The sequence below is a fragment of the Mesorhizobium sp. B283B1A genome (assembly GCF_020165735.1).
GTDB lineage: Bacteria > Pseudomonadota > Alphaproteobacteria > Rhizobiales > Rhizobiaceae > Mesorhizobium > Mesorhizobium opportunistum.
In genome coordinates this window covers 181,755-201,206 of the sequence record NZ_JAIUIQ010000007.1, presented here as the reverse complement: position 1 = coordinate 201,206, position 19,452 = coordinate 181,755, and the positions used below count along the sequence as shown (strand labels likewise).

Sequence of the window (19,452 nt, the reverse complement as noted above, 5' to 3'; positions counted from 1 at the left end):
ATCGGGGCCTGGGCTGATCGGGGCATGAACTGGTTGGGGGTGGGTTGATGCACCGAATTCTTCTGCTCGGCACCGGCGGCATCGCCGGGCATCATGTGGAGGAGTTCGCCGGCATTCCCGGCTGCAGCATCGTGGCCTGTGTCGACCAGATGCCGGGCCGCGCGGCGACGTTCGCCGGGGCAAACAAGATTGGCGACTGCTTCGAGAGCCTTGAGGCGGCGATCGCCTGGGGCCAGTTCGATGCCGCCATCAACGCAACGCCGGACGGCGTGCACAAGGCAACGACGCTGGCGCTGCTTGCCGCGGGCAAACACGTCTTTTGCGAGAAGCCGCTGGCGCCGAACCATGCCGACGCGCTTGCCATGACCGAAGCCGCCGAGGCGGCAGGCGTCGTCAATATGGTCAACCTGACCTATCGCAATTCGCCGGCCATCCAGGAAGCGCGGCGCATGGTGCAGTCCGGCGCCATCGGCGAACTCCGCCATGTCGAGGCGAGTTATCGGCAAAGCTGGCTGGTCAGCAAATCCTGGGGCGACTGGCGGGTCGAGGACAAATGGCTGTGGCGCCTGTCGAGCCGGCATGGTTCGACGGGTGTGCTGGGCGACGTCGGCATACACATACTGGACTTCGCCACCTATGGCGCCGCCCAGGACATCGTCAGCCTGCATGCCGACCTGGTGACGTTTCCGAAGGCCGAGGGCGAGCAGATCGGCGACTATGTGCTGGACGCCAATGACAGCGTGGCGATGATGGCGCGGCTGAAGTCAGGCGCGCTCGCCACGATCATGGCGAGCCGCTACACGACAGGCCACGCCAACGACCTGTCGCTGACGCTGCACGGCACCAAGGGGGCCATCAAGGTCGAGACCGAGGGCAAGGTTTCGCACCTGTCCGCCTGTCTCGGCGGGGATGTCGACCTGCAGCGCTGGCGGACTCTGACGCCGCCGGACGTCAAGCGTAACGCAAGACGCTTCGCCGATGCGCTGGATAGCGGGCAGAACGGCGATCCGTCGTTCCGGCGCGCCTCCGACATGCAGAAGCTGATCGATGCGGCTTTCGAGAGTTCGGCGACCAGGCTGCCGGTCTCGATCGCCTGACGTCACCGAATGGCCGGTCGCGCCGGCCAGAAGCGTTTGGCGCAAATGTTAGAAAGCGCTCGGCACGATCCACGGGTTGATGCTGATGCCGAGGCGCGGGCCTTTGCCTTCAGCGGTGTTTTCCGTGTTGCCCTTCTTCTCGACCGAGCCGGTCGAAGCGCAATCGAGCTTCACATTGGTCCTGGTGTCGACGCAGGTCGCAGCCGGCAGGTGCTTGACCGGGTGGGTGGCGCTGGCGGCGAAAGCCGAGCCCGAAAGGGCCAGAATGGCGGCGAGGGTGAGGACGGTCTTTTTCATTGTCAGTCTCCGTTTTCGACGGGTGAATTTCTTCGTACATGTACGTTATGCCGTACAGATACGCCTGCCGCTCACGAAGTTCAAGCCGAAATCGTACATGTACGGAAATTTTTTGTTAACCAAGCAATCGCCACCGGTTTGGCCGGTGGCGACAAGGTTTGCAGTAAGGGGATGTCGTTCAGCAGTTGACCGGTGTCTCGGTCAGCGGAGGCACATCTTGCGTGCGCAGTGTCGCAAGCGTGAAATCGCACATCCGCTTCACGAAAGCCTGGGGATCGCCGAAAGGGTAGAATGGAAAGGTGATCAGCAGCGAGATCGTGCCGTGGCCGACCGCCCACAGCATGGTGGCGATGGCGCGCGGATCGCCCTGCAGCTTGCCGGCGGCGACACAGGCCTCGACCCGGCTGATCAGTGCCTTCATCGCCGGGTTGCTTTCCTCCATGTCCGCGTAGCTCCTGCCTTCCGGCAGCTTGGTCTTTTCGGTCATGAAGACGGTACGGTATTCGTTGGGATTGCCGAGTCCGAAGGCGGCATATTCGGTCATCACCGCCTGCAGGGCTTCGATCGGGTCGTCGGACGGGTGCTCCTCGATGCGCCGGGCAAGCGTCTCGAACGCATCTTCGGCAAGCGCGAACAGTATGTCCTGCTTGTCGGCGAAGTACGAATAGACCGACATCGGCGCATAGCCGACCCGCTTGGCCAGCTTGCGGATGGTCAGACCCTCATAGCCCTCTTCCTGGACGAGCTTGTGCGCGGCTGCGACCAGTTCGGAACGCAGTTCGGCCTTTTGTTTCTCGCGGCGTTTCTGGACGCTCTGCGGCAAGATCCGTGCCTTTTGATTGGTGGGTGTCCGGCTAAACTATATACGCTGTACGGAAACGGACAAGAGCGCCCCAGGTTCCCAAACGGCACGCATCGGATCGCGCCGACACAGCCGTCCCTCCCATCACGTCACATCTCTTTGTCGATTAGTTTGACTGCAAGATACGAAAGCAGCTTCACCGCCTCCCCATAGGTTCTGGCCTTTTCGGGATTGGAGGCATTGCCGTCCAGCGCCCGCTTGTAGACACCCTGGCAGATCGCCGCCAGGCGGAAGAAGGAGAAGGCGAGGAAGAACGGCCAATTGCCGATGCCTTCGAGCCCGCGTCGGCGGCAATAGACGGCGACATAATCCTCTTCCGAGGGCAGGCCGAGCGCCGTCCGGTCAATGCCACCGAGGCCGCGAAAGCCGGATGCGTGCGGCAAGCGCCACTGCATGCACTGATAGGCGATGTCGGCGAAGGGATGGCCCGATGTCGACAGTTCCCAGTCGAGCACCGCCAGCACCTCTGGCCGGTCCGGCGCGAAGATCAGATTGTCCAGCCGGTAGTCGCCATGGACCAGCGAGATACGGCCGTCATCGGCGGGCATATGCGTTTCCAGCCAGGCGATCAGCCGATCCATGTCGGCGATGGCGCTGGTTTCCGAAGCACGGTACTGGCTGGTCCAGCGGGCCAGCTGCCGCTCGAAATAATTGCCCGGCCGGCCGAAATCACCGAGGCCCATGGCCTCGACATCGACAGCGTGCAGGGCCGCCAGCGTACCATTCATGGCGTCGTAAACAGCGGAACGCTCATCGTTGTCGCGCGCCTCGGGCAGTGCAGGATCCCAGAAGATGCGGCCGTCGAGGAAAGCCATGACGTAGAACATGCGGCCGATCGGCGAATCCTCGGCCGACAGATGCAGCATCCGGGGGACGGGCACCGCGCTGCCGGCAAGCGCCTTCATCACACGAAATTCGCGGTCGACCTGATGCGCCGATTTCAACAACTGCCCCGGCGGCTTGGCGCGCAGCACGTAGCGGCCGCTTGCCGCCGTCAGCAGATAGGTCGGATTCGACTGGCCGGATTTGAACTTTTCGATTGCGGCGAGCCCGGAAAAGCCAGGGATTTCCGCCTCGAGGTAGGACGCGAGCGCCGCCTGGTCGAGCGCGTTCGGGTCGTTCATGCGGTCTCGGGCTGGCGTTCGATCAGGGTCAGCGTCAGCCAGCGGGCGGTGAGTGCTGGTTTCTTCGAGCCCTCGATCTCGATCGTCACGTCGTGCGCGGTCTGCACCCAGCCCGACGGCCTGACCTTGACGTCGGCCAGCACGAAACGGGTGCGGATGCGGGCGCCAGTCTTCACCGGCGCCAGGAAGCGCAGCGAATCGAAGCCGTGATTGACACCCATCTTGCCGTTTTCCAGCGGCGGCATGGTCTCGAAGGTCATCGCCGACAGCAGCGACAGCGACAGGAAACCATGGGCGATGGTGCCGCCGAACGGCGTCTCGCGCTTGGCCCGCTCCGGGTCGCAGTGGATGAACTGGTGGTCGTCGGTGGCGTCCGCGAACTGGTCGATCATGCGTTGCGTGACCGCCCGCCAGGGTGAGACGCCAACTTCCTTGCCGACGCTGGCCAGAAGCACATCGAGACTGATCGGTTCCACGCTCATGTCCTCCAGTTCACCCCCCGGCTTCTGCGGCCGGCAAATGTCATTCCTTGAACAAGGTCAATCCATGCTGCACCGACTGCCCGCCATCGATCGGCAGAATGGCGCCGGTGACATAACTCCCTGCACGGCTGCACAAATAGAGCGTTGCGCCGGCAATGTCATCCGGTGTGCCGATACGGCCGATCGGAACATGGCTGCCGACATGGTCGGCCTGTTCTTGGGTGCCGGTGGCAAAGGCCGTCATGCGGCTTTGGAAGGGGCCGGGCGCGAAGGCGTTGACGGTGATGCGGCGAGGGGCGAATTCGAGCGCCAGAGTACGCGTCAGATGATGAACGGCGGCCTTCGAGGCGGTGTAGGAATAGGCGTCGTCGGCGAGCGGTTGCGTGCCCATCACCGAACCCAGATTGATCACCCGGGCCGGATCGGCATCGCTGGCGGCGGCCTCGAGCAGCGGCAGCAATTCGCGCGTCAGGTGGAAGACCGCGGTGACATTGACGCCGAAAACCTTGGCCCAGGCGTGGTAGGGAAAGCTCTCCAGCGGCGCGCCCCAGGAAACGCCGGCATTGTTGATCAGAATATCGAGTTGGTCCGTCCGCGCCTTGACCTCGGCGACAAGCGCGGCGATGCCAGCCTCGCTGGAGACATCGCCAGCAAAGCCATCGGCCCGCCCGGGGGCGCCGAGATCGTTCAATTCGCCGGCGACCTTGACGCAGTCTTCGCCCTTGCGCGAGGCAATCATGACGCTGGCGCCGGCCTTGACCAGCGCTGTAGCCGCCATGCGGCCGATGCCGGTCGCCGCACCCGTCACCAGCGCGGTCTTGCCGGCCACCGAAAACAGTTCGTCCAGATAGCCCACCACAATCCTCCGCGCCCTGCCTCGGGCATGCGGCAATCAGTTCGCGTTGACAAGGCTATCCGAAGTACGGTCATCCTTGCCACGGGTAAAATGCCCGGCCTGGATGAAGGGTTAGCGACCGATGACGGAGATGAACCTCGGCATGACCGAGCGGCTGAAGCCGATCCACGCCCGCGTCGCGGCCATGGTGCGCGACGAGATCATGCCGCTGGACAAGGAATTCCTCGCCGAAGTGGGCAAGGACGGTGACCGCTGGGTTTACAGCGCGCGGCAAAGCGAAATCCTCGAAGGGCTTAAGAGAACCGCACGGGAGGGCGGCCTGTGGAATTTCTGGCTGACCGGCTCGGAGCGCGGCTATGGCCTGTCGACTGTCGAATATGCCTATCTGGCCGAGGAGATGGGCAAGGCGCATCTCGGCGCGGAGACCTTCAACTGCTCGGCGCCCGACACCGGCAACATGGAGGTGCTGGAACGCTACGGTTCGGCCGACCACAAGAAGACCTGGCTCGAGCCGCTGCTCGACGGCAAGATCCGCTCGGCCTATCTGATGACCGAGCCGGATGTGGCCTCGTCGGACGCCACCAACATTGCGATGCGCTGCGAGAAGCAGGGCGACGACTATGTGCTCAATGGCGAGAAATGGTGGGCGTCGGGCGCCGGCGATCCGCGTTGCGCCATCTATATCGTCATGGTGCGGACCGGCGGCGACCAGGAACCGCGGCACCGTCGCCATTCGATGATCCTGGTGCCATCGGACACCAAAGGCGTGACCAAGGTCCGCGCCATGCAGGTCTATGGCGACGACGACGCGCCGCATGGCCATATGCACCTTCGCTTCGACAATGTCCGAGTACCCGGCTCGAACCTAATTCTCGGTGAGGGCAGGGGCTTCGAGATCGCGCAAGGCCGGCTCGGGCCGGGCCGCATCCACCACTGCATGCGCGCCATCGGCCAGGCCGAGATGGCGCTGGAGATGCTGTGCCAGCGCTCGGTGCGCCGCGAGGCCTTCGGCCAGCCCCTGGCGAAACTCGGCGCCAATTTCGACATCATCGCCGAATGCCGCATGGAGATCGAGATGGCGCGGCTGCTCTGCCTCAAGGCGGCGTGGATGATCGACCAGGGCAATGCGCGCGCCGCGGCCCCCTGGATCAGCCAGATCAAGGTCATCGCACCACGCATCGCGCTCAAGGTGACCGACGAGGCGGTGCAGATGTTCGGCGCCCAGGGCATCAGCCAGGATACGCCGCTGGCGCGTTCGTGGACGCATCTGAGGACATTGCGCCTCGCCGACGGACCCGACGCCGTGCATCGCCGCCAGGTGGCGCGGACGGAGCTGAAGAAATACACGCAGGAAAAGGTCTGAGCCGTTGCCTGACCTCTGCCAGCAAGCAAGGAGCCCGCGATGACCATCCCTTCCGAAATGCAGGCGCTGCTGCTGGTCGGCGACGGCTACACCAGGACGCCGAGCGGCAGCGTGCTGGAAGCGATGGAGCCCTACATCGAACCGGGCAGCATTGCGGTGCCGGCGCCTGGACCGAGCCAGGTGCTGATCAAGGTCAGTCTCGCCTCGATCAATCCTTCCGACGTCGCCTTCATCAAGGGCCAGTACGGCCAGCCGCGCGCCAAGGGCCAACCGGCCGGTTTCGAGGGCGTCGGCACGGTCGTTGCCGGCGGTGATGAGCCCTATCCCAAAAGCCTGATCGGCAAGCGGGTCGCCTTCGCCACCGGCGTCACCAACTGGGGGTCGTGGGCGCAATATGCCGTCGCCGAGGCGGCGGTCTGCATTCCGCTCCTCGACACCGTGCGTGATGAGGATGGCGCGGCGATGATCGTCAATCCGCTCACCGCGATCGCCATGTTCGAGATCGTCAGACAGGAGGGCGAAAAGGCCTTCGTCATGACCGCCGGCGCCAGCCAGCTCTGCAAGCTGATCATCGGCTTGGCTGGGGAGGCGGGGTTCCGGTCTATCGTCACCGTGCGCCGTGACGACCAGACCGCATTGCTGAAAGAGCTTGGCGCGGCGCATGTCCTCAATGAAAAGGCGCCGGATTTCAAGGCAGCGCTGCGTCAAGTGATGAAGGAAGAGCAGCCGCGCATCTTCCTCGATGCGGTGACCGGACCATTGGCCTCGACCATCTTCGACGCCATGCCGAAGCGTTCGCGCTGGATCATCTATGGACGGCTCGACACCGACGCCACCATCATCCGCGAGCCCGGCCAGCTGATCTTCCAGCACAAGCATATCGAGGGCTTCTGGCTGAGCGAATGGATGCGGCAATCCAGGGATCGCCGCGGTCCGGCGATCCTGGAAGCGCAGAAGCGGTTTTCCGACGGGCGCTGGTCGACCGACGTGACGTCGGTCGTGCCGCTCGCCGAGGCCATGGCGCGGTTGCCGGCGGAACTGGCCAAGCCCAATGGCAAGGTTTTCATCCGGCCTTAAAGCAACTTCTGGAAAAGTGGGAAGCCGTTTTCCCGGGAAAAGCGCATAGCGCTTTCCCTTGGGAATTGCGTCAAAACAAAGGGTTGGCGCAATTCCTAGGGCATCTGCAGTTCGAAGCCGAGGCTTCAAAAGGCCATCGATGGTCATCAACAAAGGCCGGTCTCCGGCTTCAGGGTGGGCCGGCGGTTTCGAAGTCCGCGTCTTCCGGCCCCTCTATGCCACGCTGCTTTGTCCGTGATATGCCGCCTTCAAATACAGGCGGTGATGGGAAATCGTTCTGGAATTGTGTGGGGTGCGCGGATGACGCTTTCCAAGCCGGTTTTCGACCGTTTGGGACTTGGCCTGTGGATCGGAGCCTTCCTGGTCGTTCTTGCGCTCGTCCTGTGGTCACCCCACACGCGTACGGTCTGGCAGGCCTATGTGGACGGCAGCGAGGCCCTTCTGGCCGGCCGGCCGCTCTACAATCTCAGCTCCGAGATGGGGTATCTCTACGCGCCGGCCTTTGCCGCGCTCTACATTCCGCTGGTCAAGCTCGGCCCGCATCTCGGCGGCCTGATCTGGCATATTGTCGGTTTCGCGGTGCTGACATTGGCCGCCATGCGGCAGGTGCGCAAGCTCGGCGGCGGAGAACTGCCGTGGCTGCTTTCCTTCGGGCTCTTTCTGGCCCTGCCGATGGCGATGGGGGCGATCCGCAACGGCCAGGCGACGATCCTCTTGGCCGGCGCCTGCTGGCTCCTTACCTTTTCGGCGCTCGAGGGGCGTCGCGCCGAGACATTCTTTTGGGCTTCCGTCGCCATCATCGCCAAGCCGACGGCGATCATCATGCTGCTGTTGGTGGGAGCCCTGCGCCTCCGGTTGATACCGGTCCTGGTGCTCGCGGTGCTGTTCGTGCTCGCCTTGCCTTACGCTTTCGCACCTGCAGGCTATCTCAACGACCAGTATCGTCTTTTCGCAGAGATGCTGACCTCGATGGCCGTCGACAACACCAGCCATTTCGTCCCCACCGATTTCACAGCCCCCTTCACCCGGATGGGACTGCCGCTGCCGGAAATCGGCGCCACGGTCATACGCATCGTCACGGCCCTGTTTACGCTCTGCGCGGTCATCTGGTTCGACCGCAGGCTCGAGCGCGGAACTGCTGATCTCGCCATCTTCCTGACGGCGACGTTCTACATGTGCGTCTTCAACCCGCGTGTCGAACCTAACACTTATGCCATGATCGCCGTGCCCGCCGGCCTCGCCATTGCCTTGTTATGGCGCGAGGAAAAAGGCGGTGTCCTGGCCTCGGTGCTGTCGGCGATGCTGTTCCTGACCGGATTGACGGGCGTCGACCGCCGTATCCAAGATTTGACCTATCCTTGGTTTCGGCCGATCGCGGTCACCATTATCGCCGGTTCCCTGATCTGGTGGTTCTGGGCCAAGGCGCAAGGCAAGGTGACGCGGGAAAAGGTGATGAATGAAGGGCCTGTCGCAAATGGCTGAGTCGCGGCCCACTCTCGATATCGTGGCGCCGTTCTTCAACGAGGCGCAATCGGCTTCGGCTTTTGCCGAATTGCTCGACAGGCTCGAAGCGGCGGTGTTGCAACGTTTCGGCATGGCCGTCCACAAGATCCTGATCGACGACGGCAGCCGCGACGATAGCGCAGAGCGGTTTTCGGAGGCGCTGTCGGGTTCCTGGGAGATCGTGCGGCTCAGCCGCAACTTCGGCAAGGAAGTCGCGGTGCTCGCCGGCCTAGACCAGTCGCGGGGCGACATGGTGCTGGTCATGGACGCCGATCTCCAGCATTCGATGGACATCAGCCTGAAGATGATCGCCGAACTGGTGGAAAACCCCGACATCGATGTCGTCTACGCGCAGAACGACCGGCGCGAGGCCAGCTGGCGGCGCAGCCAGTTGGCGCGGCTTTTCTACAGCCTGATCAACAGCAGCCAGCGCTTCGACATTCCGGAGAACGCGGGTGATTTTCGCGTCATGCGGGCCGCTGTGGCACGCGCGCTGACGAGCTTGCGCGACAAGCGGCGCTTCAACAAGGGTCTGTTCGCCTGGGCCGGCTTCCGCCAGAAGGCCATAGAATATTCGCCGGAGAACCGCGCCAGCGGTAAGTCGAAATGGAGCCGGCTCAACCTGATCGCCTTCTCGCTGGAAGGGTTTACGTCGTTTTCCGTCATCCCGCTGCGCATCATCAGCCTGAGCGGGATGCTGGCGGCGCTGGCGGGCCTGCTTTACGGCGCCAAGGTGTTCTTCGAGGTGATGTTCTACGGCATCGCCGTGCCCGGCTATCCCAGCCTGATGGTCGCCGTCGTCCTGCTCGGCGGCCTCAACCTCACACTGCTCGGCCTGATCGGCGAATATGTCTGGGTCACGCTCTCGGAGAGCAAGGATCGACCGATCTATATCGTGCGCGACGTCTTGCGCGGGGATGTCTTGCATGGTGAGGCCTTGCGCGGCGAGGTCGCCGCTGACAGGTTGCCAGGCGCACCCGGGACATGACGCGGCGCATCCGTTTGATCGCCGACGATTACGGACTGGCGCCAGGCGTTTCCTCCGGGATACTCGACCTGCTCGATCGAGGCCGCCTGACGGGCACCAGCTGCATGACCGGCTTTCCCGAATGGCCTGATGCGGCGGCGCGCATGAAGCCGCTGTGCGGCCGCGCGGCGGTCGGGCTGCATCTTACCCTGACGGACCAGCCAGCGGTCACGGGCCGATCGAGCCTGGCGCCGGAAGGCAGGCTGCCGCCGCTCCGCTCGCTGGCACTACCGGTCCTGCGCGGCCGCGTCGATGAGCGAGATGTCCATGCCGAGCTCGACGCACAGTACGATCGCTTCATCGAGGCGCTGGGCCGCCGGCCCGACTTCATCGACGGCCACCAGCACGTGCATTTCCTGCCGGTCGTGCGTACATGGCTGCGGGCGCGATTTTCAGAAGCTTCCGAGAAGCCGGTGCTGCGCGGGGCGCCGGCGCTTGGCAATGCCGCCGTGGCGCCGAAAGTCGCGGCAATCGCCGCCGTGGCCGCCGGCTTCAACCGCTCGATGGCGCGCGCCGGCTTCACCATTTTCCAGCCGCTCGCCGGCATCTATGACTGGCGGCAACCCGAGAGGTTTGCTCCGGTTCTGCATGCCGCCGTCGAAACACTGCCGGAACGAGGCCTGTTCATGTGCCATCCCGGCCATGTCGACGACACATTGCGCGGGCGCGATCCAATGCAAGGCGTGCGGGAAGTGGAATTCGGCGTGCTGGCTTCGGAGGCATTCGGCGAGAGCCTCGCCCGCGCCGATGTCGAGATCATGGATGGCAGGGGATGAGCGGCGCCGACCAGCCCCAGCGTTCGACCGGCAGCAAGATCGTCCGCTTCGCCATTGTCGGGCTGGTGAACACGGCCATCGACCTTGCCGGGTTTTTCCTGCTGCTCAAGCTGCATGTTCCGCCGCTGCCAGCCAACATCGTCTCATGGTCCATCGCCGTCGTCTTCTCCTTCGTGGCAAATGGGTTCTGGTCGTTCGAGCGCAATCGCGCGATCCGGCTGCATGACGCCTTCCTTCGCTTCGTCTCGCTTGGGGCGCTGATTTCGCTCGGCGTCTCTAGCCTGTCGATCGCACTCTTTGCCGGCATCGCCGGCGTGTGGCCGGCAAAGATCGGCGGTGTCATCGTGGCGGCGGTGCTGAATTTCATCGCCGCGCGCTGGTCGATCGAGGGCCGGCTCTTAAGATAGCGTACTCTGTTCCGGCGAAATTCCGGATGGAATATCGCAACCCACTTTCGTGGAATTTTCGGTATTATGGCGCAAACGCCACGGGCGGAACGAACCGGCTAACCCACATGTCAGCGGAGGCTGACATGATAGGGCTTGCAACGCTGCTCCTCGGCTTAGGTGGCGTCTTCGGTCACCATGTCCAAGAATCTGATTTTGCCAGTCTCAAACGTAGCCGGTTCGCCATCGAAGGGCTCGTGGCCGCTTCGGAAGATTTCTCGGATGCCGGACGTATAGCGAGCGTGGCCACCTGTTGGGAGGCCATAGTAAACACAATAGGCCACTATCGGTCGAACACGATGTTCGTCGTCTTCGGCTATCCCGTCCAAGATATCATCCCTGCTTACGGTGAAAGTCCACTTTTTCGCGCGGGGAACGGTAGGGAACAATGTTTCTCCAAACATGTTCGCGATCATATGTCTGGCCATGCCTTCCATTTTGTTTCTCCACTCGACTGCCTTCTGAGTGGAAACGAAAAATTCGATGTGAGGATTGGCTCTGATGGCCGGCGACCGCCCATGATTGGTAATCGTCATCGTCAATTTGATGCTGCAATCATGGGCGGTGAAAACCAAAGGGCCGACGATATCGAGATCGACCCCCAACCAGGGCCGATCATTCAAGATCATGGTTCGTTCGGCGACTTCGGCGGATCTACCAGCGGCCTTGGCAGCGTCTTCCGCAACCTTGATGGAAGCCTTCATGTCGATGGATTGCTGAGCGGCGTTTTTCTCAATCAATTCCATTTGCTTATCGCCGGCCAACCAGAGCTTGTTGGTGGAGCGCCAAAGCAGACCGGTGAATACACAAAGAACAAAGGTGAAGAAGGCCACGGACCAGTCCGGCGCGTGTTCAATGAGGCTTTTGCTCCAATCTTTTTTGCCGCCGCCTTGCTCGTCATGGCCGGACTTTTCGTCGCCGACAACCTGGCTAGGCGCGGGCGCGACAACTGGGGCCTTGCCGTCTTCCTTAGCAGCTTGTTGGTTTTCAGTAGCAGTTGGTTGTGGGTCCCGGCTCTGTTGATTTGGCTGGGTGTCCTGTGACCAAACGACACTCCCACCAAGTGACAGGCATACTATCACCGCGACGAGCGGCCAGTACGAACGACGCGTGTGTCTGTTAGTCATGGGTAAGGTATCGCATCCTCGGAAGGCTCTGCATTGTTGCCATAGCTATGGTAACGGGCCTTTTCGCGTCCAATGGCAATTCTGGTGCTCTTGGGCGGATCGCTCATTTCAAGACCTTGGTGCCTACCGTCTGTCGAATAGCGGTGGCAGAATCTTGTGAAGCACGGATCGCCATACCCGTTGTCATATTTGGCGATTCCAAAAACATAGACGTTGTAGTGGTCAACGGCGAGGTCGGCTATGGGAAGGACGTCCTCACTTCCCTGCAACATGTCCCCTCCGGGATTCACAACTCTATCGGAGTAGGTGGTGCGGTCTTCCGATGCGTTGAAATCTTTCGTCCGGCGGCGCGGGTCTTTCTCAGGCTTGGCCGACCGTTTCATTTTGACAATCAGCGTCACGCTGCGAGCTGGTAATCTGCCAACGTTGCGCAATCGCACCTGACCTATCACCGCCATTTTGCCGATCAATTGGTTGATGCCGTCCGGCTCGACCGTGAGGTAGGCTCGCAGTTCTCTTTTTGCGTTATCTCGTGCGCTTATGTACTGCAACCGCCCAACGGCATGCTGCTTATCGATGATATCAGTCTGGCGTCCGGTGATGAGCATCTGCCTTTCGGCGATGCCGACAAGCTTGTTGGCGGTCCTGTCCGAATTGGACAGGAGCTTAGTTTGAAAGGCAGCGACTACGCCCAATCCGGCAGTGACGAACACCAGCCACAACGTGTAGTCGGCCAGCTTCTCGTCGGTACTATCTTCTGGCGTAAGGTCGGTGCGTTCTTTCTCGGGGCTTTTGTCGCTATCGTATTTTTCTGGCGGGGGTGGCGGGATAGATAAGCCTGCAATTGGCGCCGCAATTAAAGCTGCCAAGGCTACAGCTGGCCAATAGCGCCATCTTGGTAACAGCGGCGTGCGCAGTCTTAGCATCCGGCGACCGTGTTCTTGAGGACTAGATATCCTCCAGTCTAATCGTCTCACACCCGATTGCAGCTAGGGCAGCAAGAAAAAAATGCCGGGATGCGTACCCCTCGCCAGTTTGTTTGCAATGCCGGCCTTCGTTTCCTTGAAGCCGTGTTCTTTCATTCGTTCCGCCAGGTCGTTTGCGCCATAATACTGGAATTTTTTACTCCGCCGGCTCCACATTGGCGTAGGCGGCTTCCTCAAGTTCGCGCTTCAGCCGCGCTTCCTCATGCGTCTTGGGCGTGACGAAGCGGCCAAGCAGGAGATAGGCGACCGGCGTCAGGAACAGCGTCGAGACGGTGGCCAACCCCAGTCCGCCGACGATCACCCAGCCGAGCGCCACGCGCGCCTCCGCGCCGGCGCCGGCGGCCATTACCAGCGGCACGCCGCCAAGAATAGTGCAGATCATCGTCATCATCACCGGCCGCAGTCGAATGGTCGAGGCCTGTTCGATCGCCTCGCGCACGCCAATGCCGCGATCGCGCAGCTGGTTGGCGAATTCGACGATCAGGATGCCGTTCTTGGCCATGACGCCGACCAGAAGCACCAGGCCGATCTGGCTGTAGGCATTGAGGCTGGTTCCGCTCAGCAGCAGTGCGATGATGGCGCAGGCAAGACCAAGCGGAACCGTCGCCATGATGATGACGGCGCTGACGAAGCTCTCGAACTGCGCGGCCAGCACCAGGAGGATGATGACCAGCGCGAAGCTGAAGATGGTGACCATGGCGCTGTTGGTTTCGCCCAGCGTCGCCGCCTCGGCCAGCGGCAAGATGCGGCTGCCTGGCGGCAGCAGCGGCGTGGCGATCTCCTCGGCGCGGGTCAAGGCATCGCCAAGCGCGAAATTGCCTGAGAGGTTGGAGGTGATCGCCACCGACGGCTGCTGCTGTTCACGCGACAGCGATGGCGGCACGGCGCGCTCTGTCAGCGTGGCGATGGTCGACATCGGCACGAAGCGGCCGTCCGCCGTCTTCAGGAAGACGTTTTCGAGGTCGGTCGGATCGTTGATCGGATTGGTGGTGGAAACCAGCTTCACGCCATAGCTGCGGTCGGCGATGTAGACGTCGACGACATCATTGCCGTCGAGCATGGCCTGCATGGTGTTGGCGAGCCCGGTGATGTCGATGCCGAGGTCGGAGGCGCGCTCGCGGTCGATGGCGACAGCAAGCTGCGGCTGGGTCGGGTCGATCGACAGGCGCGGCGTCCGGAAGCGCGGGTCTTTCTGCATCTCGGCGATGATCTTCAGCGCCGCGTCGCCGAGCGCCTTGCGGTCGTTGCCGACCAGCGCGAATTGCAGGCCGTTGCCGGCGCCGCGGATGCCGAGGCTGTTGGGCTGCACCGGGAAAATGCGCACGCTCGGCACCTGCTTGGTGAGCTGGCTGATCTCGGCCATGATCTCCTGCTGGCTGCGGCTACGCTCGTTCCAGGGCGCGAGCGTCATCACCATGAAGCCGGAATTGTAGGAGCCATTCTGGCCGGCGTTCTCGAAGGTCGAGCGGATCTCGCCGGAATCGCGCATCGGCTGGATCAGCTTCTCGATCTTCTGCATCTGCTGCGTCGTGTAGTCGAGGCTAACGCCTTGCGGGGCGCTGATGCGCAACAGGACGGCGGCGCGGTCCTCGGTCGGCGTCAATTCCTGGCGGATGGTGCCGAACAGAGTGAAGGCGGTACCGGCAAACAGCACCGCGACCAGAATCACGATCCAGGGCGCGTCGAGGCAAGCATGCAGGCCGCGCCGATAGGCTGCGTTCAAGGCGCCGCCGATGCGGGCGCCGATGCCGTGGCCGGCTTCGTGGTGAAGCGATGCGCTGGTCAGCATGCGCGAGGCGAGCATCGGGCAGAGCGTGAGCGCCACCACGCAGGACAGAAGCACCGACATGGCAAGCACGAAGCCGAATTCGCGGAACAGGCCGCCGGTCTGGCCGGGCAGGAACGAGATCGGCACGAAGACGGCGACCAGCGTCAGCGTCGTCGCAACGACGGCGAAGAACACTTCCTGCGCGCCGAGCACGGCGGCCGCACGCGGCCCCATGCCTTCGTTGCGCCGTCGCACGATGTTTTCGAGCACCACGATGGCGTCGTCCACCACCAGTCCCGTTGCCAGAACCAAGGCGAGCAGCGTCAGGATGTTGACCGAAAAGCCGGCCAGATAGATGGCGGCGATGGTGCCGATCATGGCCACCGGCATCGACAGGCCGGGGATCAACGTTGCGCGCCAGTCGAGCAGGAAGACATAGATGACGATCAGCACCATGGTGACCGACAGGCCGAGCGCGATCTCGACCTCGTGCACGGCGCCCTTGACGAAGACGGCGTCGTCGCTGGTGATCTTGATCGCCATGCCCTTGGGCAGGTTCTGCTGCAGTTTGGCGACGGCGGCCTGGACACCGGTCGAAATGTCCAAAGTGTTCGATTCCGCCTGGCGGATGATGCCGATGCCGATGCCGGTCTTGCCGTCCGAACGCAGTGTCGTCTGGCCGACATCGGGACCAAGCGTGACGGTGGCGACATCGCGGATGCGCGTCGTGCCGCCGATGATGATGTTTTCGAACTCCTCGGGCGTGGTCACGTCCGCGGTCGTGCGCACGATCAGGTCCTGGTTGGTCGTGGTGATCGACCCGGCAGGAGAATCGAAGGCGACGGACGCTAGCGCCGTCCTGAGGTCGGCGACCGTGAAGCCGAGGCTGGCGAGCTTGTTCTGGTCGACGTCGATGCGGAAGATCTTGTCGCGGTCGCCATAGACCTGGACGTCGGCCACGCCGGGCACGGCCGCCAGTTCGTCTTCGATCTGGTCCTGGACCACGACCGTCATGTCCTGGATCGACATGTTGTCGGAGGTCACCGCCAGCCGCATCACAGCGTCGGAATTGGCGTCGGCCTTGACGATGCGTGGCGGATCGGCGGTGTCCGGCATCTGGTTGGCGACGCGGCCGACGGCGTCGCGCACATCGGAGGCGGCCACATTCAGGTCGACACCGTCGTTGAACTCGATGGTGACGCGGCTCGAGCCGAAGGACGACGAGGACGAGATCGACTTGACGCCGGAAACACGGGCGACGGCACCCTCGATGGTGTCGGTCAGCTCGCGGTCGACGGTTTCGGCCGCCGCCCCCTCGAAGGTGGTGGAAACGGTGACGACGGCGCGGTCGACGTCAGGCAGTTCACGGATCTCGACACCATAGAAGGCGGCGAGGCCGGCAACGGCGATGAGGGTATTCAGCACGAAGGCCATCACCGGCCTGCGGATGAACAGGGCAGTGAAGCCGGTGTCGCTGGCGGCGTTGACGGGGCCGGTCATGAGCCTTCGGCGGCGTTGGGGTTTGGCGGCTCCTGGCCGGCGATGCGAACCTCGCCGCCCTCGCTGACGCTCTGCGTGCCTTCGGTGACCACCATGTCACCGCTGTCGATCTTCGCATCGATCAGCACGGTCTCGGTGTTGCGCTGGATGATGCGCACCGGCACCCGCTTGGCCTTGCCGTTCTCTATCTGCCAGACGTAGGCGCCGTCCGATCCCCACAGGATCGCCAGCGGACTGACGGCCGGATAGGTCTCGCCGGGGAATTTCATGGTGATGCCGAACGACATGCCGGCGCGCAGCGAATCGGCCGGGTTGGCGATCTTGGCCTTGACGAGAAGCGTGCGGCTCTTTTCGTCGATGTGATTGTCGATCGCCGAAACCGTGCCGGTATAGGCGTTGCTCGGATTGGCAATGGGCGTCGCCGTCAATTGGGCGCCGACCTTGATGGCGGCGGCGAAGCGCTCCGGCACCTGGAAATCGACCAGGATCGAGGAACGGTCGTCGAGCGTGGCGATCGCCGACTGGTTGGTCACATAGTTGCCGGCGGAGATCGGCAGGATGCCGACGGTGCCGGCGATCGGCGCCAGGATTGACCGGCGCTGCAACGCAAGTTCGGCATCCTGAAGCGCCAGCTTGGCGCCCGCCAGAACCACTTCGGCGTCGGCCACTGCGACAGGCGTCGCCGCATTGGAGGCGCGCAGCGACTTGACGCGATCAAGCTTGGATTGCGCATCCTGCAAAGCGAGCTTGGCCCGGTCCTGAGAGATGATCTCGGTCTCGGAATCGAGCGTAGCGATGATCTGGCCCTTATCGACATGACTGCCGGATTCGACCAGCAGTTCGGCAAGGCGGCCGGAGCTATAGGGATTGACGGTCACCGAGGCGTTGGCGCGGCCGGTGCCGATCGCCTGTAGGCGGTCGTTGATGGTTGCGGAGGCGGCCGGCGATGCGACGATGGTTACAATCTGGGCGCCGTTGCGCCCACCCTGCCGGGAACCGGCGGCCGAGGCCTCTTTCGCCGGGGGTGTCGCGCCATACGCCCAATCCATCCCCCAGCGCGCCAGCACTTCAGGAGCACCGGGGTAGAAACGCGCCCAGGCAGCCGCGGCGACGACCAAAATCACAAGCCCAAGGACAATCTGTTTCCAGCGCGACATCGACACTCCAGCGAAGAATCGTCTGCCGGTTCCAGATGGAAACGAATGCAGCGACGATACGGGCTGGGGGCGAAAACCAGCCACGCCACATCCCGATATCATCGGTTTATGGCAATTATCACGCGATCGTGCACATTAAATCTCGGTAACGTGAGATCCGGACGCTCCCTGGAGCCGTTGCGGTTTGCGTTGGAAACGTAGCTAGCGCAGGCCTTCCATTTCCCGAATGCGCCGGGCGCCGTCGGCCTCAAGTTGTCTCGTGACGGCGCCGATCAGCGTTTCGGCGACGACGAAAAGCGCTGCCGAGGAATCCCATGCGGAAGGCACGGCGGTGCGTCCGGCGATGACATGGCGGGCAAACCGGGCAATCGGCGACAGCCACTGGTCGGTGAAGAGCACGATCTGAACGCCGCGCTGATGCGCCTTCTCGGCGAAGCGGACGAGGCTGTCCTGGTAGCGCCTGATGTCGAAGATCACCAGCACGTCGCGCTTGCCCATGTCGATCAGCCGGTCGCGCCACATGCTTTCCTGGCCAGCGAGATGGAAGACATCGGGCTGGATGACGGCGAGATGGGCGGCCATGTAGCGCGCCAGCGGATCGGTGAAGCGGCCGCCGATCAGGAATGTCTTGCCGCGCCGCTCGGCAAGCCGGGTGGCAATGTCGGCAAGCTGCCTGTCCGAGAGGTGGCGGAAGGTCTCGCGCATGTTGTCGAGCGTGGCTTCCAGCATCGGCGACACCGTGCCGCCGCCGGGCGAGGGCGGGTTGAGCGTTCGCGTGGCCGGCGATTGCAGTTGCGCCGCCAACTCGTCCTGCAGGCTCGACTGGAATTCCGGATAGTTCTGGAAGCCCAGCCGGGCAACGAAGCGCAGGATCGTCGGCGAGGAGACGCCGGCCGCAGCCGAGAATTCGGCGACCGTCTTGAGGCCGATCAAGGGATAGCTCGCGATCAGCGTCTGGGCCGCGCGCCGTTCGCCGGCCGGCATCGTGCCGACGCGGTCGGCGATCAGTTCGGCAATGCTGGAAATCATGTTTTCCCCACCCCTTGGCCTGGCCCACGAGATCGCATTTGACAAAGCCGGACAAACTGTATGAAATCATCCGTAGGGACGCAATGAGGCAAAATACGTAACATACGATACAGCGCTCCCCGGGGACCGCAGACTATGGAGAAAGCACGGCCCGCCAGCCTTGCATCGTCCGATACCGTGAGGGTGACGAACCCGGGCGGATCGAGCCCTTTCGTGCTGACCTGCGATCACGCTTCCAATTTCCTGCCCGCCGAATTCGGCACGCTCGGCCTTGCCGCCGAAGACCTTTCCCGGCACATCGCCTGGGATCCCGGCGCGCTGCCGGTTGCAATGCGCATGGCGCAGGCACTCGATGCCACGCTGGTCGAAACCCGCATTTCGCGTCTCGTCATCGACTGCAACCGGCCGCTCGACGCGCCGGACCTGGTGCCGCCGGTCAGCGAAACGACAGCCATACCCGGCAATACCGGCCTGTCGGAAAAACAGCGCGCGGCGCGGATCGCCCTTGCCTGGCAGCCGTTTCACGACGCGATCGAGCACATTGTCGAGGACAGGCTGGCGCGCGGTCAGGAGACCCGCCTGGTCTCCGTCCATTCCTTCACGCCGGTCTACAAGAGCCGCAACCGGCCCTGGCATATCGGCATCATTCACGACGAGGACCGCCGGCTGGCATCGCCACTGATATCGGCGCTCAAGCGGCTCGCCGGCATCACCGTCGGCGTCAACGAACCCTATTCGCCTGCCGACCGCGTTTATTTCACGCTGGAACGGCACGCGCGCTCACGCGGGCTGCCCTGCGCCATGATCGAAATCCGCAACGACGAAATCTCCGGCGACACCGGGCAGCGGAAATGGGCGGATCTGCTCACGGGCATTTTTTCGGATCTGGAACCAGAGGAGGCCACGCGGCCCAGATCGCATTCAGTCGGAAAGTCAGTTCAATCGGCCAGCTAAGGACCAACAGGGGAATTCTGA

The 19,452-nt window shown here is 63.0% G+C and carries 19 protein-coding genes; 9 read left to right on the top strand and 10 right to left on the bottom strand.

Features of this window, described 5'->3' with window-relative positions:
- Window positions 1-47 precede the first annotated feature (47 nt).
- Window positions 48-1,097 (top strand): Gfo/Idh/MocA family protein, encoded by a 1,050-nt coding sequence (locus LB577_RS08370; RefSeq protein ID WP_224686328.1) that lies wholly within the window; start codon window positions 48-50, stop codon window positions 1,095-1,097.
- Between the two features lie 48 nt (window positions 1,098-1,145).
- Here the strand turns inward: LB577_RS08370 and LB577_RS08365 are convergent, their stop codons facing one another.
- The 5 genes from LB577_RS08365 to LB577_RS08345 all read right to left on the bottom strand — a co-directional run bounded on the left by LB577_RS08365 (window position 1,146) and on the right by LB577_RS08345 (window position 4,718).
- Window positions 1,146-1,394 carry a DUF680 domain-containing protein gene (locus LB577_RS08365; RefSeq protein ID WP_023778575.1) on the bottom strand — a complete coding sequence of 83 codons (249 nt, stop codon included), beginning with the start codon at window positions 1,392-1,394 and terminating at the stop codon, window positions 1,146-1,148.
- 178 nt (window positions 1,395-1,572) lie between these two features.
- Window positions 1,573-2,217, bottom strand: a complete 645-nt coding sequence (locus tag LB577_RS08360) for a TetR/AcrR family transcriptional regulator (protein WP_023778574.1) — start codon at window positions 2,215-2,217, stop codon at window positions 1,573-1,575.
- Between the two features lie 128 nt (window positions 2,218-2,345).
- Window positions 2,346-3,380: a phosphotransferase family protein gene (locus LB577_RS08355; protein WP_224686327.1), complete on the bottom strand. Its 1,035-nt coding sequence runs from the start codon at window positions 3,378-3,380 to the stop codon at window positions 2,346-2,348.
- The gene (locus tag LB577_RS08350) at window positions 3,377-3,862 is read right to left on the bottom strand and encodes a MaoC family dehydratase (protein WP_023765869.1); all 486 of its coding nucleotides are present in this window, start codon (window positions 3,860-3,862) and stop codon (window positions 3,377-3,379) included. The genes LB577_RS08355 and LB577_RS08350 overlap by 4 nt, the downstream gene beginning before the upstream one ends.
- A 40-nt stretch (window positions 3,863-3,902) precedes the next feature.
- Window positions 3,903-4,718, bottom strand: a complete 816-nt coding sequence (locus LB577_RS08345; protein WP_224686326.1) for an SDR family oxidoreductase — start codon at window positions 4,716-4,718, stop codon at window positions 3,903-3,905.
- A 121-nt stretch (window positions 4,719-4,839) separates the two neighbouring features.
- On the opposite strand from LB577_RS08345, the gene LB577_RS08340 reads away from it, so the two are divergent.
- The 7 genes from LB577_RS08340 (at window position 4,840) to LB577_RS08310 (ending at window position 11,953) form a co-directional block, all read left to right on the top strand.
- Window positions 4,840-6,081, top strand: coding sequence for an acyl-CoA dehydrogenase family protein (locus LB577_RS08340; protein ID WP_224686325.1), 1,242 nt, complete (start codon window positions 4,840-4,842; stop codon window positions 6,079-6,081).
- A 39-nt stretch (window positions 6,082-6,120) separates the two neighbouring features.
- On the top strand, window positions 6,121-7,158 hold the full coding sequence (locus LB577_RS08335) for a zinc-binding dehydrogenase (RefSeq protein ID WP_224686324.1): 1,038 nt from the start codon (window positions 6,121-6,123) through the stop codon (window positions 7,156-7,158).
- Window positions 7,159-7,458: 300 nt separating this feature from the next.
- Entirely contained in the window at window positions 7,459-8,640 is a 1,182-nt protein-coding gene (locus tag LB577_RS08330; protein WP_224686323.1) for a glycosyltransferase family 87 protein, read from the top strand.
- Window positions 8,633-9,649 (top strand): glycosyltransferase family 2 protein, encoded by a 1,017-nt coding sequence (locus LB577_RS08325; RefSeq protein WP_224686322.1) that lies wholly within the window; start codon window positions 8,633-8,635, stop codon window positions 9,647-9,649. Before LB577_RS08330 ends, LB577_RS08325 begins: the two co-directional genes overlap by 8 nt.
- Complete coding sequence (locus LB577_RS08320; protein WP_224686321.1) at window positions 9,646-10,464, top strand: ChbG/HpnK family deacetylase; 819 nt, start codon at window positions 9,646-9,648, stop codon at window positions 10,462-10,464. Before LB577_RS08325 ends, LB577_RS08320 begins: the two co-directional genes overlap by 4 nt.
- On the top strand, window positions 10,461-10,871 hold the full coding sequence (locus tag LB577_RS08315; RefSeq protein WP_023778565.1) for a GtrA family protein: 411 nt from the start codon (window positions 10,461-10,463) through the stop codon (window positions 10,869-10,871). The genes LB577_RS08320 and LB577_RS08315 overlap by 4 nt, the downstream gene beginning before the upstream one ends.
- A 125-nt stretch (window positions 10,872-10,996) precedes the next feature.
- Window positions 10,997-11,953: a hypothetical protein gene (locus LB577_RS08310; RefSeq protein ID WP_224686320.1), complete on the top strand. Its 957-nt coding sequence runs from the start codon at window positions 10,997-10,999 to the stop codon at window positions 11,951-11,953.
- 80 nt (window positions 11,954-12,033) lie between these two features.
- Here the strand turns inward: LB577_RS08310 and LB577_RS08305 are convergent, their stop codons facing one another.
- The 5 genes from LB577_RS08305 to LB577_RS08285 form a co-directional block, all read right to left on the bottom strand.
- Window positions 12,034-12,963 carry a hypothetical protein gene (locus LB577_RS08305; protein ID WP_224686319.1) on the bottom strand — a complete coding sequence of 310 codons (930 nt, stop codon included), beginning with the start codon at window positions 12,961-12,963 and terminating at the stop codon, window positions 12,034-12,036.
- Between the two features lie 63 nt (window positions 12,964-13,026).
- A complete protein-coding gene (locus LB577_RS33445; RefSeq protein ID WP_411969223.1) occupies window positions 13,027-13,119 on the bottom strand; it encodes a hypothetical protein in 93 nt (30 codons plus the stop codon).
- 40 nt (window positions 13,120-13,159) lie between these two features.
- On the bottom strand, window positions 13,160-16,291 hold the full coding sequence (locus LB577_RS08295; RefSeq protein ID WP_224686317.1) for an efflux RND transporter permease subunit: 3,132 nt from the start codon (window positions 16,289-16,291) through the stop codon (window positions 13,160-13,162).
- Window positions 16,288-17,448 (bottom strand): efflux RND transporter periplasmic adaptor subunit, encoded by a 1,161-nt coding sequence (locus LB577_RS08290; RefSeq protein ID WP_224686316.1) that lies wholly within the window; start codon window positions 17,446-17,448, stop codon window positions 16,288-16,290. Before LB577_RS08290 ends, LB577_RS08295 begins: the two co-directional genes overlap by 4 nt.
- 201 nt (window positions 17,449-17,649) lie before the next feature.
- Window positions 17,650-18,477 carry a MurR/RpiR family transcriptional regulator gene (locus LB577_RS08285; protein ID WP_013893085.1) on the bottom strand — a complete coding sequence of 276 codons (828 nt, stop codon included), beginning with the start codon at window positions 18,475-18,477 and terminating at the stop codon, window positions 17,650-17,652.
- A 135-nt stretch (window positions 18,478-18,612) separates the two neighbouring features.
- Between LB577_RS08285 and LB577_RS08280 the strand changes: the two genes are divergently transcribed.
- Window positions 18,613-19,431 (top strand): N-formylglutamate amidohydrolase, encoded by an 819-nt coding sequence (locus LB577_RS08280; RefSeq protein ID WP_224686315.1) that lies wholly within the window; start codon window positions 18,613-18,615, stop codon window positions 19,429-19,431.
- Window positions 19,432-19,452 lie beyond the last annotated feature (21 nt).

What these genes read in the sequence shown, in the direction of transcription:
- LB577_RS08370 (WP_224686328.1), top strand. Translation starts at nt 48, where the DNA reads ATGCACCGAATTCTTCTGCTCGGCACCGGCGGCATCGCCGGGCATCAT.
- LB577_RS08365 (WP_023778575.1), bottom strand. Translation starts at nt 1,394, where the DNA reads ATGAAAAAGACCGTCCTCACCCTCGCCGCCATTCTGGCCCTTTCGGGC.
- LB577_RS08355 (WP_224686327.1), bottom strand. Translation starts at nt 3,380, where the DNA reads ATGAACGACCCGAACGCGCTCGACCAGGCGGCGCTCGCGTCCTACCTC.
- LB577_RS08350 (WP_023765869.1), bottom strand. Translation starts at nt 3,862, where the DNA reads ATGAGCGTGGAACCGATCAGTCTCGATGTGCTTCTGGCCAGCGTCGGC.
- LB577_RS08340 (WP_224686325.1), top strand. Translation starts at nt 4,840, where the DNA reads ATGACGGAGATGAACCTCGGCATGACCGAGCGGCTGAAGCCGATCCAC.
- LB577_RS08335 (WP_224686324.1), top strand. Translation starts at nt 6,121, where the DNA reads ATGACCATCCCTTCCGAAATGCAGGCGCTGCTGCTGGTCGGCGACGGC.
- LB577_RS08330 (WP_224686323.1), top strand. Translation starts at nt 7,459, where the DNA reads ATGACGCTTTCCAAGCCGGTTTTCGACCGTTTGGGACTTGGCCTGTGG.
- LB577_RS08325 (WP_224686322.1), top strand. Translation starts at nt 8,633, where the DNA reads ATGGCTGAGTCGCGGCCCACTCTCGATATCGTGGCGCCGTTCTTCAAC.
- LB577_RS08320 (WP_224686321.1), top strand. Translation starts at nt 9,646, where the DNA reads ATGACGCGGCGCATCCGTTTGATCGCCGACGATTACGGACTGGCGCCA.
- LB577_RS08315 (WP_023778565.1), top strand. Translation starts at nt 10,461, where the DNA reads ATGAGCGGCGCCGACCAGCCCCAGCGTTCGACCGGCAGCAAGATCGTC.
- LB577_RS08310 (WP_224686320.1), top strand. Translation starts at nt 10,997, where the DNA reads ATGATAGGGCTTGCAACGCTGCTCCTCGGCTTAGGTGGCGTCTTCGGT.
- LB577_RS08305 (WP_224686319.1), bottom strand. Translation starts at nt 12,963, where the DNA reads ATGCTAAGACTGCGCACGCCGCTGTTACCAAGATGGCGCTATTGGCCA.
- LB577_RS33445 (WP_411969223.1), bottom strand. Translation starts at nt 13,119, where the DNA reads ATGAAAGAACACGGCTTCAAGGAAACGAAGGCCGGCATTGCAAACAAA.
- LB577_RS08295 (WP_224686317.1), bottom strand. Translation starts at nt 16,291, where the DNA reads ATGACCGGCCCCGTCAACGCCGCCAGCGACACCGGCTTCACTGCCCTG.
- LB577_RS08290 (WP_224686316.1), bottom strand. Translation starts at nt 17,448, where the DNA reads ATGTCGCGCTGGAAACAGATTGTCCTTGGGCTTGTGATTTTGGTCGTC.
- LB577_RS08285 (WP_013893085.1), bottom strand. Translation starts at nt 18,477, where the DNA reads ATGATTTCCAGCATTGCCGAACTGATCGCCGACCGCGTCGGCACGATG.
- LB577_RS08280 (WP_224686315.1), top strand. Translation starts at nt 18,613, where the DNA reads ATGGAGAAAGCACGGCCCGCCAGCCTTGCATCGTCCGATACCGTGAGG.